Here is a 14,359-nt window from a genome sequence, read left to right on the forward strand (position 1 = left end):
GATTGGTGATCAAATAAAAAAGAGCACAAGTCAATCTGACTTGCTGCTCTTTTCATTTTAGATAATTCGTTTTTTTACTTTGTTTCCGATTGAGCCCCGCTTATGAAACCCTTTGATATAGTAAACAGCTACTAGGAAAACTAGGAATAACGGCCCAATCACCAAGGCAATTCTTGTATCAGGATTATAAGCCATCAAACCAATCACAAATGCTAAAAAGGCAAGAGACAGATAAGATGTATACGGAAATAATGGCATTTTATATTTTAGCGTCTTTAGTTCCTTCTGATTTAAGGTTTTCCGATAGCGTATTTGTGATAACAGAATAACCCCCCAAGTCCAAATGGCCCCGAACGTTGCAATACTAGTTACCCAAGTAAAGACCTTTGCAGGAACAATATAGTTAAGGACAACTCCAACCAATAAGGCACCAGCAGAGGCTAATACAGCCATACCTGGAACCCCGCTTTTCGACACTTGTCCAAATTTTCTTGGTGCTTCTCCATGTTCTGCAAGATTAAATAACATCCTTGCGGTACTGAAAATCCCACTATTACAAGATGAAAGTGCAGCTGTAAGAACTACAAAGTTAATAATGCCAGCTGCTCCTGGAATGCCAATTTTTTCAAAGGTGAGGACAAAGGGGCTTCCTTTGGTGCCAATTTCCTCCCAAGGATAAATAGACATAATGACAAACAATGCCCCCACATAGAATAAAAGAATGCGCCAAAAGACTGTATCAATGGCTCTAGCAAGAGTCTTTTGCGGATTTTTCACCTCTCCTGCCGTAACCCCGATCATTTCAATACCCAGGTAGGCAAACATAACCATCTGTAAGGATAAGAAGACACCTTTTATTCCATTCGGGAAGAAACCGCCGTGTTCCCATAAATGATGAATGCCAGTGGCAATTCCGCCATTACCAAAGCCAAAGAAAATCATTCCAGCACCAACGGCAATCATCGCAATAATCGTAATAATTTTAATTAAAGCAAACCAGAACTCTAATTCCCCATATGCTTTAACAGCAAGGAAGTTTACTGCCCCCATTATGATAAGTGCTGCCAAGGCCCATACCCATCTAGGAACAGATGGAAACCAGTATTCCATATAGATACCAATCGCTGTAATCTCTGCCATACAGGTTACAACCCATAAAAACCAATAATTCCAACCTGTTATGTACCCCGCAAGCGGTCCTAAATAATCACGTGCATACTTACTAAATGATCCTGCTACAGGTTTTTGGATTGCCATTTCCCCTAATGCTCTCATAATAAAAAACATGATTAACCCACTAAAGGCATATCCGACCAATATCCCCGGACCTGCCATCTTAATCGCTGATGCTGAGCCTAAAAATAATCCTACCCCGATAGCTGCACCAAGAGACATTAGTGTAATATGCCGTTCTTCTAAACCGCGATGAAGTTCTTTGTTCTGAGTGTCTTTACTCATATTTATCTCCCCTTGATAAAAAAACTTCTAACCCATCCAACTCTTCAAGCCTTTTAATTTTTTAAAATAGTTTACAAATTAATATAATACTACTATCAATCATATAATGCGATAGTTCACTCTCCTTATTTTGTATTGTGAACGCTTTCAAATTTTAGTAATATAATTATGAACTACTTTAGACAATATTTTAACATTTTTGTGAATATATTTTTTTGTAAATTTACAAGAAAATTAATGCTGTTTTTTGTAGAATTAAACTAAAGCAAAACAATTTCTTGTAGTGAGATGTGTGGAGGTTTTTATTTTGGATACTAGACAACATGATCCTTTTAAAACTGCTTTTGATAGTTTAGAAGAATTTGCTGATTTCATAAGCCAAGTATTAAATTGCCCAATAACGATTGAGGACGTAAACCATAGATTGCTTGCTTACAGTACTCATGATGAACGGACAGATCAAGCAAGGATCTCGACTATTATTGGACGTAGAGTTCCTGAGAAGGTAATAAATCAATTATGGAAAGAAGGAACCATTCCCGCTTTACTTCAAACCCGCGAACCCATTCGTGTGAAGAACATGGATGATATTGGACTGAAGTCAAGAGTGGCTATTTCTATTTGGAAGCAAGATGAAGTACTGGGTTTTATTTGGGCAATAGAAATGAATAAAATCTTACAGGAAGAAGAATTTGAACTACTGAAAAAAGCAGCAAACTCGACAGCAAATAAACTATTGCAGCTGCAAACAAGGAAAAATAAAAACGAAGAACATTCGCAGGAATTTTTCTGGAAACTGTTAACAGGACATTTGCAGGGTGAAAAAGAGATTTATGATCGCTTTCTTGCATTGAAAATTACACCTTCTCCTTCCTATGCCATAACCGTATTTCAATTTCCAGAAAACATTACAAGGAAAGTGGAACAAAATATATCGTATTTATTAAAAACCAGTCAACTAGCTAAAATTATGCTATATACAATCGACTGTAATCAGCTCATTGTTTTAGTTTCTGCTGCTAATATAAAAGACCCCTTTAAACAATTTAACCTATTTGTTCAAACCTTTGTATACCAAATGGAAGAACGTTACCATATGAAAGGGATTATTCCTGTGTACAGCAGCATTTATGATGATTATCAAAAAATCTCCCATGCATATAAGGAAACATTAGCGGTCCTATCCATTAAAGAAAAGTTTCCTATTGAGACGAAAGAAATCTTCAATTACCAAAAGCTTGGAATATATCAATTATTTGAAGTGATTTTAGAAAAAAGAAAAAACGAGGGATATGAAAATTTCTCATTAAAAAAACTGCAAGAATATGATCAAAAACACAATAGTAATCTGGTCGAAACGTTAGAGGTCTATTTAAATAGAGATAACAATATAAATGATACCGCAAAGGAACTAAATGTCCATGCCAACACACTCAATTATCGGCTAAAACGGATTTCAGAAATCGGAGATATTAATTTAAAAGATCCTAACCAGAAGATGATGCTATACTTTGACTTAAAACTTGAAAAATGTAATTAAATATGAACATTTTGTGTATTTCCCCAAAAAGGATAAAAACTTTTCTCCTTTCTTAACAAAGAATTTCTCTGTTAATCATTCTATACTTTATTCATAGCAAAGAAATACTTTCATGTTAGGGGAGGACTTCAGATGTATATTGGTGTACCTAAAGAGATTAAAAATAATGAAAATCGTGTAGCACTTACTCCAGCTGGTGTAGTGTCACTAGTCAAGGCGGGGCATACTTTATTAGTCGAAAAGGACGCGGGCATCGGAAGCGGTTTTACTAATGAAGATTACTTAAAAGCGGGCGCTGAAATCATCGAAGATGCTAGTAATGTCTGGTTACAATCAGAAATGATTATGAAGGTAAAAGAACCATTAGCAAGTGAATATCAATATTTCCGTCAAGGGCTGATTTTATTTACTTATTTACATCTTGCAGCTGAACCTGCTTTAGCACAAGCGTTAAAAGAAAAAGGGGTCTTTGCAATTGCCTATGAAACAGTGGCTGTCAACAGGAACCTTCCACTTCTTACGCCGATGAGTGAAGTTGCAGGCCGCATGAGCGCACAGATTGGCGCACAATTTTTACAAAAGAATAACGGCGGACAAGGAATCCTTTTAGCTGGGGTACCGGGAGTTAATCGTGGAAAAGTAACCATTATCGGTGGTGGTATCGTTGGAACCAATGCAGCTAAAATGGCAATCGGTTTAGGTGCTGATGTGACCATTATCGATTTAAGTGCTGACCGCTTACGTCAGTTAGATGACATCTTTGGAAATCAAGTAAAAACCTTAATGTCTAATCCATATAATATTGCAGAAGCCGTGGCCGAAGCCGATCTTCTAATAGGGGCAGTCTTAATTCCTGGTGCCAAGGCACCCAAGCTTGTAACAGAAGAAATGGTGAAATCAATGAAACCAGGTTCTGTCATTGTCGATGTTGCGATTGACCAAGGCGGTATTATAGAAACTAGTGATCAAGTTACAACCCATGATAACCCTATTTTTGTCAAACATGGTGTGGTTCATTATTCGGTTGCCAATATGCCTGGAGCAGTTCCAAGAACATCCACTATTGCTCTTACAAACGTTACCGTGCCATACGCTTTACAAATTGCCAATAAAGGGGTTATCAAAGCCATTTCAGAAAATGCTGCCTTAAAACTTGGTGTAAATGTGGTCAATGGCGAAATTACTTATGAAGTAGTAGCAAGGGATCTCGGACTTGTATATGTACCGCTAGAAGAAGCATTAGCAAAAGAACTAGCTTCCATCTAATGTGGAGTATTCCCTAAAAGGAAATTATATAAAAATGTAAACAAAAAAGGTAGCTCTGATAGCTACCTTCAGATTGTCGAGAAAGGGTATTTTTCTCGGCAAATTTTTTATTTTGTCAGTATCTAAATACCTAAATGATGGATTGCCACACAATTGGGCCTGTTGATTTCCGCTCCGGACACTCGCTTTCCGCGGGGAGGTCCTGGAGCCTCCTCGGCGCTTTGGCGCCTGCGGGGTCTCCAGTGACCTCTACATCCCACAGGAGTCGAGTGTCCTCCGCTCCAATCAACAGGGAGGCAAATCAACCTAATGTATTGCAACTCACTTTTTCTAACTTGGCCGAGTGTGTTGCAATCTTTTTTATATTTTGGCAGGCTGCAGTAAGAAGAGCCTGTTCACTTGCGTTCTTCAATCCCCTTAACCGGCAATAGCGAAGCCCGTACAGCTCTTTCTTTATTTAATTCCTCAAAATATTCCCGAGTCTCTACTTCTACCTCTTCTTTTGTAAACTTATGTTTATTTGCGTTTGCATTTAATTGAGTTGAATCTGTAAATAAAACACGCCCCCAACCATTTTGTGATTCATTCCCTAGGAAGACAATTTCATCAAAAATATCCTGAAAGATATTTGTATCTTTAAAACGGCGTTGACGATTCCAACTAATCGTAGAATGATGTGGGACTGGATTATGAAATCTCAATCCTAAGAACCAGCGGTACGCAATGTTCATTTTTATTCTCTTTCTAATTGTCGCTCAGATCGAATTCTGTAAATATAACCAATAAACATCATTTTAAATAGAATAAGGGGGTCAGTAGGGCGTCCGTTATTATCACTATAATATGGACGGATTTTTTTAAGAAGAAAAAAAAATAATTGTAAACACTCTGTTGATTGGTGCGGAAGGCACGAAGACTCCTGCGGGAGTAAGGGGCAGGGGAGACCCCGCAGAAGCGAAGCGACGAGGAGGCTCCCCGGCACGCCCGCGGAAAGCGAAGTGCCTGGAGCGCCAATCAACAGACTTGTTGAAAACCCGAAATATATTAACAATATTATAATAAATTAACGCGGTGAATTATTAAGTAAATGAATAAAATAATTGGCTGTCGAGAGTTTTTCGACAGCCTGAAGGCAGCTGTGATAGCTGCCTTTCCACTTTATAAATACTTTCGATGAACACCCTTCCCGTCATACGTAAACAGCATATTTCTTTCTTCAATGGTGGTTTCCATGTGAACCGGTCTGCCCCAAAGCTGATGAATATAAGGAAGAACTTTTTCTAAGTACTTAACATCTAATTCAACACCCTCATACCAGTGCTTCAAGTATAGCTCTCCGTTTTTCAAGAAATCACCATCATTGACGGTAATATAAGGAAACCCTCCGTTTACCCGCATATTGACTAATTGATCACGGACATGCTCCCATTCTTTATCGACAATTTTATAATCTCTTCCTTGCTTTTGGAAAAGATACATATCCTCTCTCATAACAAGATCTTTTGTTAAATAATTGCGAAGGAATGAAATATCGGATTCTATTTCCCTAACCTCGAACATTTTTTCCCGTCCTGATCCAGGCTGAACTCCTCTTCTTTTCATCTCTTCCGTTGGGTTATTATATCTTTCTTCAATATCCTCAAAGATTTTTATACCAAGATAGTAAGGATTGATACCCGTTTTTGATGGCTGAACAACACCGGCATTTAGTTTTGCAAATTCAATTGCTTCTCCACTTGTTAATTCCATTTCTCGCAATATCCGTTGATGCCAAAAAGAGGCCCATCCTTCATTCATAATTTTCGTTTCAAGCTGCGGCCAGAAATAAAGCATTTCCTCACGCATCATGGTTAAGATATCACGTTGCCAATCCTCTAGTTCCCGGCTATAGGTTTCAATAAATAATAATAAATCTTTCTCAGGCTTTGGCGGAAACTTCTTTTTCTTCTGGGTAGAAGTAACTGGTTTATCCTTTTCATCAAGATTCCATAAATCATCGTATGGGGTTACACTCCGCTGCTCATCACCACTTTCCTCTTCATCTGATATGGACCATGAAAGTTTCGGTCTCATTAATGAAGGATCAATGTGCTCGTCGATGGCCAAGACAGCATCTAAAAAGGTTTCAACTTCCCTTTTTCCATATTGAATTTCATACTTATGAATTCGTTCTGCTGTAGCTGCCATGCTTTCAACCATGTCCCTTTTGGTATTTTGAAAACGGACATTATTTTTGAAGAAATCACAATGCGCTAAAACGTGAGCAACAATTAACTTATTTTGAATAAGGGTGTTAGAATCAAGCAAAAAAGCATAGCAAGGATTTGAGTTTATTACCAGTTCATAAATTTTACTTAGACCTAAATCATAGTGCAGTTTCATTTTGTGGAATTGCTTTCCGAAGCTCCAATGTGAAAATCGTGTTGGCATACCATATGCACCAAATGTATAAATAATTTCAGCTGGGCAAATTTCATAGCGCATTGGGTAGAAATCTAGTCCAAAACCTTTGGCTATCTCGGTAATTTCACTAATGGCATATTCAAGCTGCTTACGATCTTCTATGTTCATTCCTCACTCCCCCTTTTCCTCTTAAGACAATGTATGAAGAAAAAGTAAGAATGATGAGAAAGATAGCCAAAAAACAGTAGCAAGCCTTTTTGTTTATTGATTCTTTTTTCCTTCTAGCTTTTTCGCTTCTTTGGCAAGAACGAGACCTACATATTTGTTACGTTTCCATTCTCTTGAAAAAACCGAAAGAGGCGGGCTTGTTTCTCCTACCAAGTAACTAACTTCAATCGTCAAGGCTGGTTTGTGATAAGTTGTAATAAACCAATCAGTAAATCCACCGCCAACTGCTTCTGGGTCTGGCTTCGATAATTTATAGTTTGTTATCCTCGAAATACTTTTGGCAATTTTATAATCTCGCTTGAGATGTTTACCATTTTTATAATGCCAGAAAATTTCTCTTCCTGCTGTATGGTAGGCAACAGCAATAGAGGGATTTATTTCGTTAATAAAACGGGTTAGGGCTGCAGTTTCTTTCGATTCAAGAGGTTTCTCACCTTTATAATAGGCGTAGCTTGGATTTGACGGTTCGGGGTTTAAACTTTTCCAGCCTGCGGGGTATTGTCTGTTTAAATCCACTCCCACCCCATTTGCCTTCCATCTTTTAAAATTCTTTGAACCTTCATTCATAATGAATAATTGATTCTGGTGAGCTTTAGAAAAGGATGCTAGGTTATTTTGCTGTATATTCACACCATCTGGATTTAACATAGGTATAAACCAGATTGACACTTGATTTAATATATCTGTTGATCTAAATCCGACTCTTTTACCTTCCTGATAGGCTTCCGCATAATTCTCAAGCATGTTCATTAAAAGGGCACTCGTCAGCCATTCGCGTCCATGGTGAGCACCAATCAATACAATATTATTTTCCCCCCTTCCTAGCTTAATACCCCAAATATCCTTACCAAAATGAGTGGTTCCAATTGATTTAATTTCAAGTTCTTCATTATATATTTTTTTGACTTCCGTTAAATCATGTACAAGCCTTTCATATGAGTATGGTTTATTCACTTTAACTATTTTGGCTTCTGCAGTACTAGTTAAAAAAAAAAAACTCAAAATGACAGAGACCAGTTTTATCAAAGAAACACCTCTTTCCTTTAGTACTCTATTTTATACAGGTAAATGTTAAAAACAGCGTAAACATCAGGTGTCAACATTTTCTGTGAAAGATATCTAGAGGATTGTCATAAAATAAAGTCAACTCCTAATAAGGAGGAGGGCATAAACAAATGAATAAATTGGATTACGACCGAGCGTTATATTATACGCACAGATCAGAATGGGACAATTTGCTAATCTTAATGGTTCGGACAAAGGACCAATTTTTATCAAAGAAAATAGAACAATTCCTGCATGCTTACAATTTTGAACGTGACTACTCCGTAATTGAAACAAAATTATATAATCTTCTTCGTTACATTGACCATGCTAATGAAGCTCTGGATCCTGATGAAAATGGCTTACCGATGTATAGTCTTTCCTGAAAAAAAATGTGAATACCTTTTTATTGAGAATTAAATTTAATTACCGGAAAAAGAATTCCACCAAAAAAACGGTCTCCATTCGTGGAGACCGTTTTTCTTATTCTAAATTTGCTTTATACAGCTTGAATCTTTTTTAACTTTTGATCAACTAAATCCATAAAGTCTTTTTCAACACTTTGAAGCTTTTGCTTGCTTTCAGCAAGACTTGGACTATTTACTCCGAAATAGAACTTAACTTTTGGCTCTGTTCCAGATGGTCGTAAGCAAACCCATGACCCATCTTCAAAGATATATTTTAAAACATTTGATTTAGGCAATTGAATGGAAACTTCGCCATCTTTCGCTGTCCTAATGCTTGTTTTGTAATCCTCTTGCGCTAAAGTGGTAAGGGCACCCAAGCTCGTTAAAGGCTCATTACGGAACGAAGCTAATAGGCTTTGTATCAATTCTGCCCCTTCTTTTCCTTTCAACGTTAAAGAGCGAAGTCCCTCTTGATAGAAACCATATTTTTCAAATACGCCTAACAGTCCTTGATAAAGGGTTAAGCCTTGTCTTTTATAATAAGCACAGACCTCCGTAGCAAGAAGTGCTGCTTGAATGGCATCTTTATCACGTGCAAAGTCGCCAATTAAATAGCCGTATGATTCTTCATACCCAAATAGGTAGGTATGCTCACCCGTTGTTTCATATTCCTTGATTTTTTCAGCGATAAATTTAAAACCAGTTAATACATCAACTGTCTCTAAATCGAAAGCTGCAGCAATTTTTCGTCCTAATTCTGATGTTACAATCGTTTTTAGTACAACCCCGTTTTTAGGAAGGGTTCCTTTTTCTTGTTTCTGTGTAAGAAGATAATCCAATAATAAAGCACCCGTTTGATTACCAGTTAAAACAACATATTCTCCCTCGTCATTTAATACGGCAATTCCCAGACGGTCAGCATCAGGATCGGTAGCAATTAAAATATCTGCTCCGACTTTCTTTCCATCTCGAATCGCTAATTCAAATGCTGCATGTTCTTCTGGATTAGGGCTCTTTACGGTGGAAAATTGAGGGTCAGGCAATTCTTGTTCTTTGACAACTGAAACATTTTGATAACCTAATGCTGCAAGACCTGAACGGACTAGTTTATTGGCTGTCCCGTGTAATGGTGTAAAGATAATCTTAATATCTGTTTCTTCAGCAAGAGCTGGATTTTCGGAAATCGTTTTTAAATTTTCAATATAGACTTGATCAATTTCCACCCCGATTGTTTTAATCAAACCTTGGCTTCGTAATTCTTGCTCACTCTTGACTTGAATTAATAATTCATTATCGATGTCATTTACTTTAGCAATCACTACGTCAGCAGCCTCTGGAGGAAGCTGACCGCCATCAGATCCATAAACTTTATATCCATTATATTCTGGTGGATTATGGCTTGCTGTTACAACAATTCCGGAAAAAGCCCCTAAGTGTCTCAAAGCAAATGATAGTTCCGGGGTAGGACGTAACTCATCAAATACGTATGTTTGAATTCCCTTTGAGGCAAGAGTCTTGGCTGCTTCCAACGCAAATTCAGGTGATTTATGACGTGAATCATAGGCAATTACCACCCCGCGCTTTTTCGCTTCTTCACCATTCTCTTCTATGTATGCAGCTAACCCTGCGGAAGCCTTACGAACGGTATAAATGTTCATTCGATTTGTTCCAACACCAATTTCGCCGCGCATTCCGCCAGTACCAAACTCTAAGTTCTTATAGAAAATTTCTTCGAGCTGTTTCTCATTTTCCTTTAATGCTTCCAATTCATTCTTTAACTCATTGTCTAACTCTGAAAACTCCAACCAATTATTCGCAATTGCTTTCCAATCCATAGATGTGTTCCCTCCTATTTCTGTCCATACAATAATTCTAGTTTATAACTATTATTCCTCTAAAAACAACAGTATAAAAACCGACAATTTTTGCAGATTCCATGAAAGCTCTTTACTATAATACCTCAAAAAAGATAACAATAAGAGCAGAAATTAAAATAAGCCTGTAAAAAATACAGGCTTATTTTATATTATCTTATATTATTAGCTCATTGTCAGCTTTGGTATAAATACTGAGCATTGAACTTTTCATGCTTTTCCCATCGACAAATTGCTCAAAATCGAATGGGAAAAAGAAGCCATACTCTTTAAGAGTAGCTACGTTTTTATTAAACACCGTTTCATATTGTTCATCTAATGGTGTTGATTCTAAAATGGAAATAACGGTTTGAATGCTGGTCATGATTTGAAAAGCGTCTTTTAATGTATTAAAATCCAAAGACGTATCCAAGACCTTTAATTCCTCAAATTGATTAATTTCTTCATCATTAAAATATAGAGGAAAAATATTAGAATAAAAGTACCTCACCAGTTCATTAATTTCTTCTTCTTGACTTGGTGTCGAGGCAAAAACAATTTTCACGTATTAACCCACCTTTGCCGTCGCTTATTTCTGTCGTAATATATATCATAAGAATAACATAATTTAGCGTAAATATTGGTGGTAATTATCACCACAGCTTGAAGCTATAAAGGAGAAAAAAATGATTAATACAAAACGTACGGGTCAGTGGCTGCAAATCGTGGTTCCACGTGAATGGGATGGTTTGACGGTGAATCAACTTTTCCGAGAAACGTGGCAGGCTCCCAAAAAATTGACCCATCAATTCAGAACCGAAAATAAGATACTATGCGAGGGCAATCGGGTTAATTGGAATTTACCACTTACTTTAGGTACCACACTGCAGCTCCATCTTTTCGAAGAGGAAGCTCCACAGTTTCAGCCTTTTTATCAAGAGTTAAGCGTGTTATTTGAGGATGAACATGTATTAATTGTAAATAAACCGCCCTTTATCAATACACATCCAAATGATCCTATTAATGAAAACAATACTCTTATTAACGCTGCTACCTTTTATTTGTTAACAAAAGGAGAATCAGCCAACGTTCGGCAAATCCATCGATTGGACCGTGATACCTCAGGTGCGATTCTTTTTGCAAAACACGCTTTAGCAGGTGCTATTTTAGATAAGATGCTAGAGCAACGTAAAATAAAAAGGACCTACATCGCTGCTGTACATGGATTACTGAAACAGAAGAAAGGCACTTTAAACATGCCTATTGGTCGTGACCGCCATCATGCTGTTAGACGCAGAGTATCACAATCGGGACAAGCTGCGATAACTCATTTTCAGGTAATCCATGAAAATAAACAAAAGAAAATATCTTATCTCAAATGCTGGCTAGAAACTGGAAGAACCCATCAGATTAGGGTTCATTTGAGCCACTTCGGTCACCCTTTAGTTGGAGATACATTGTACGGCGGGGAGCCAATCATAAACAGACAAGCATTGCATGCCGCAAAACTTGAATTTTTTCATCCATTTACTCAGGAATTCATTGAAATTCACGCACCATTTACAGATTTACCAGAAATATCCAAGATGATTGATATCTCAAAAATGTAGAAAGGGTGTCTTTTTTTTAGACACCCTTTCTCGTTTTTTTATTTTAATCAGCTTTTCTAAAGGCACGCATGATAAAGCTTAAAAGAAGAACTAATACGGCAGCACCGATTATGGCAGGTATAATCGCGAAGTCAGCCACTTCAGGTCCCCAATCTCCTAAAACTGCTCTTCCAAGCCATGCACCCACAAAACCTGCGATGATATTACCAATAATGCCCCCCGGAACATCTCTCCCAACGATTAGACCTGCTAACCATCCAATAATCCCGCCAATAATTAATGCCCAAATGAAACTCATTTAGAACACTCCTTTTTAGAATCCTTAATTGCTTTTTTTGCATTCCTTAGACAGTTAAGATTCCGATTTTGGTCTTGGATAACTGCCTGTACGTATAAAGTACCCTTATTTTTTATTTATACTCATCAAAATTTTAATCAGGATTGGTTTTTATCTAAAATGAAATCGAAACACATAAATGTGGTTTGTTAGGCAAAAGTAAAAAAGATTATATAAACACCTTAGATATTTTTTCTGAAAATTCTAATGTTAAGTTTTTGTAAATTTATCGTAAATTTTTTCTTTTTTCGACATTTTTTAGATAAACTTATTTGAGTCAGAACAAGCAAATATTTATTTTTGGTTAATTATTGGAGGTAATAGCAAATGGCTAAAAAAGTAGATAAATTTTCAGCATTATTAAGCAATATTGCATCAAATCTTGATGAGAGTGTAGATTTCTTTACAGATTATAAATTAAAAAATATCAGTGATTTAAAAATCTTTTCTGAGAAAATGAAAGAGTATGAATCTAAAGGCGATACCTTCGTTCATGAAGTTATCAAAGAATTAAACGATGCATTTATCACTCCAATTGAACGCGAAGACATTCTACAACTTGCGATGAGTATGGATGATGTACTAGACGGACTTGAAGCATGTGCTGCTCTCTTTGAAATGTACTCCATCACAGACGCGGATGAGTATATGTTAAAGTTTGTGGAGGCCATTCAGGGAAGTTGTCATGAAATTCAAATAGCAGTTGATTTGCTTTCCAATAAAAAATTATCTCAAATTAGAGAACATGCCATTAAGATTAAAGACTTTGAATCAAAATGCGATAACATTTTAAGACAATCCATTAAAAACTTATTTACTGTTGAAAAGGATCCAATCCGCATTATTCAATATAAGGAAATTTACGAAGATCTTGAGGATATCGCTGACTACTGTCAAACGGTTGCCAATACCCTTGAATCCATAATCATGAAAAATGCATAAGGAGCAAAAAAATGAGTCTTGTTTTTATTTTAACCATATTAATTGTCATTGGTTCCCTTGCATTTGACTTTATTAATGGTTTTCATGATACAGCAAATGCAATTGCAACATCCGTTTCAACCAAAGCTTTAAAACCACGTCAAGCGATTTTGCTGGCAGCAGTCATGAACTTTGTGGGTGCCTTAACTTTTACTGGAGTAGCCAAAACAGTTTCTAAAGATATTGTTGACCCATTTACTTTACATAACGGGTCAGTTGTAATATTAGCAGCTTTAGTTGCAGCTATTTTTTGGAATTTACTTACGTGGTACTACGGGATACCAAGCTCCTCATCACATGCTATTATTGGCTCTATTGCTGGTGCAGCCATTGCAGCAGAAGGATTCAATGCTCTAAACTACGGTGGATTTATAAAAATTATTGAGGCGCTTATTATTTCACCCATTTTAGCTTTTGTCGTGGGTTATATTGTTTATAGTATCTTTAAAGTGTCATTTAAGAATTTCAACTTAGCAAAAACAAACAAAAGGTTCCGTTATATCCAAATTGCGACGGCAGCATTACAATCCTATTCACATGGAACAAACGATGCGCAAAAATCAATGGGGATCATCACCCTCGCGCTTGTTTCTAGTAAATATCTATCACCAGATGCTGGTATTCCTTTTTGGGTACAAGCCTCCTGTGCACTTGCAATGGGTCTAGGTACGTCTATTGGTGGATGGAAGATTATTAAAACTGTCGGTGGTAAAATTATGAAGATTCGTCCTGTTAATGGGGTTGCTGCTGACTTAACTGGAGCTGCAATCATTTTTGGTGCGACCTATATTCATTTACCTGTTAGTACTACACATGTCATTTCTTCTGGTATCCTTGGAGTAGGTGCTTCACATCGTCTTAAGGGCGTTAAATGGGATACTGCAAAACGGATGTTAATTACTTGGGTAATTACTCTCCCAATTACGGCACTTATTGCATCCCTTGCTTTCTTTATCTTAAATTTGTTCCTTTAAGAAAAGCGCAAGCGCCTTGGTCAGCCCCGACAAGCACAAGACAAACCGGCCGAAAGGTTGCATTTTAACCTTTTGGACGGATTGGCTTGTGACCTCGAGGGGCTAGGCGCTGGAGCTGGACAATTCTCGAAGTCAAAATTTATACTTTCTTATCAGTTAAATGAAGAGGCTGGGACATAAAAATTATCTATAAATAAAAAACGTGAAATTGCAGCCGCAATTTCACGTTTTTTATTTTTTTCTTATCTAAGTGGGCAA

12 protein-coding genes and 1 pseudogene are annotated in these 14,359 nt (G+C 37.0%); 6 read left to right on the forward strand and 7 right to left on the reverse strand.

The window, feature by feature from the left end; translation table 11 throughout:
* Window positions 1-57: 57 nt before the first annotated feature.
* Window positions 58-1,458 carry an alanine permease AlaP gene (gene alaP, locus JOC76_RS27340; protein WP_205181964.1) on the reverse strand — a complete coding sequence of 467 codons (1,401 nt, stop codon included), beginning with the start codon at window positions 1,456-1,458 and terminating at the stop codon, window positions 58-60.
* A gap of 307 nt (window positions 1,459-1,765) precedes the next feature.
* On the opposite strand from alaP, the gene JOC76_RS27345 reads away from it, so the two are divergent.
* Together JOC76_RS27345 and ald are read left to right on the forward strand one after the other, a co-directional pair.
* Window positions 1,766-2,998: a PucR family transcriptional regulator gene (locus JOC76_RS27345; protein WP_205181965.1), complete on the forward strand. Its 1,233-nt coding sequence runs from the start codon at window positions 1,766-1,768 to the stop codon at window positions 2,996-2,998.
* A 132-nt stretch (window positions 2,999-3,130) separates the two neighbouring features.
* Window positions 3,131-4,264: an alanine dehydrogenase gene (gene ald / locus JOC76_RS27350; RefSeq protein ID WP_205181966.1), complete on the forward strand. Its 1,134-nt coding sequence runs from the start codon at window positions 3,131-3,133 to the stop codon at window positions 4,262-4,264.
* A gap of 452 nt (window positions 4,265-4,716) precedes the next feature.
* On the opposite strand, the pseudogene JOC76_RS27355 reads toward ald, so the two are convergent.
* The 3 genes and pseudogenes from JOC76_RS27355 to JOC76_RS27370 all read right to left on the reverse strand — a co-directional run.
* Window positions 4,717-5,138 (reverse strand): annotated as a pseudogene (locus JOC76_RS27355) (transposase); the annotation flags it as partial.
* A 284-nt stretch (window positions 5,139-5,422) separates the two neighbouring features.
* Window positions 5,423-6,835 (reverse strand): SpoVR family protein, encoded by a 1,413-nt coding sequence (locus JOC76_RS27365; protein WP_205181969.1) that lies wholly within the window; start codon window positions 6,833-6,835, stop codon window positions 5,423-5,425.
* A gap of 93 nt (window positions 6,836-6,928) precedes the next feature.
* Window positions 6,929-7,897, reverse strand: a complete 969-nt coding sequence (locus JOC76_RS27370) for a M14 family zinc carboxypeptidase (protein WP_205181970.1) — start codon at window positions 7,895-7,897, stop codon at window positions 6,929-6,931.
* 173 nt (window positions 7,898-8,070) lie between these two features.
* Here JOC76_RS27370 and JOC76_RS27375 point away from each other — a divergent pair, with 173 nt between their 5' ends.
* Window positions 8,071-8,325, forward strand: a complete 255-nt coding sequence (locus tag JOC76_RS27375) for a YhdB family protein (RefSeq protein WP_205181971.1) — start codon at window positions 8,071-8,073, stop codon at window positions 8,323-8,325.
* 113 nt (window positions 8,326-8,438) lie between these two features.
* Here JOC76_RS27375 and JOC76_RS27380 read toward each other — a convergent pair whose 3' ends face one another.
* Both JOC76_RS27380 and JOC76_RS27385 read right to left on the reverse strand, forming a co-directional pair.
* Window positions 8,439-10,181, reverse strand: coding sequence for a phospho-sugar mutase (locus tag JOC76_RS27380; RefSeq protein WP_205181972.1), 1,743 nt, complete (start codon window positions 10,179-10,181; stop codon window positions 8,439-8,441).
* Between the two features lie 196 nt (window positions 10,182-10,377).
* Entirely contained in the window at window positions 10,378-10,764 is a 387-nt protein-coding gene (locus JOC76_RS27385; RefSeq protein WP_205181973.1) for a DUF5365 family protein, read from the reverse strand.
* 121 nt (window positions 10,765-10,885) lie between these two features.
* On the opposite strand from JOC76_RS27385, the gene JOC76_RS27390 reads away from it, so the two are divergent.
* Entirely contained in the window at window positions 10,886-11,809 is a 924-nt protein-coding gene (locus JOC76_RS27390; RefSeq protein ID WP_205181974.1) for an RluA family pseudouridine synthase, read from the forward strand.
* A 43-nt stretch (window positions 11,810-11,852) separates the two neighbouring features.
* Here JOC76_RS27390 and JOC76_RS27395 read toward each other — a convergent pair whose 3' ends face one another.
* Window positions 11,853-12,107, reverse strand: a complete 255-nt coding sequence (locus JOC76_RS27395; protein WP_205181975.1) for a GlsB/YeaQ/YmgE family stress response membrane protein — start codon at window positions 12,105-12,107, stop codon at window positions 11,853-11,855.
* Window positions 12,108-12,473: 366 nt separating this feature from the next.
* Here JOC76_RS27395 and JOC76_RS27400 point away from each other — a divergent pair, with 366 nt between their 5' ends.
* The gene (locus JOC76_RS27400; RefSeq protein WP_205181976.1) at window positions 12,474-13,088 is read left to right on the forward strand and encodes a DUF47 domain-containing protein; all 615 of its coding nucleotides are present in this window, start codon (window positions 12,474-12,476) and stop codon (window positions 13,086-13,088) included.
* Between the two features lie 11 nt (window positions 13,089-13,099).
* Window positions 13,100-14,101: an inorganic phosphate transporter gene (locus tag JOC76_RS27405; protein ID WP_205181977.1), complete on the forward strand. Its 1,002-nt coding sequence runs from the start codon at window positions 13,100-13,102 to the stop codon at window positions 14,099-14,101.
* The last annotated feature ends 258 nt before the right edge of the window (window positions 14,102-14,359 follow it).

The sequence above is a fragment of the Neobacillus cucumis genome, from assembly GCF_016908975.1.
GTDB classification, from domain to species: domain Bacteria; phylum Bacillota; class Bacilli; order Bacillales; family Cytobacillaceae; genus Neobacillus; species Neobacillus cucumis.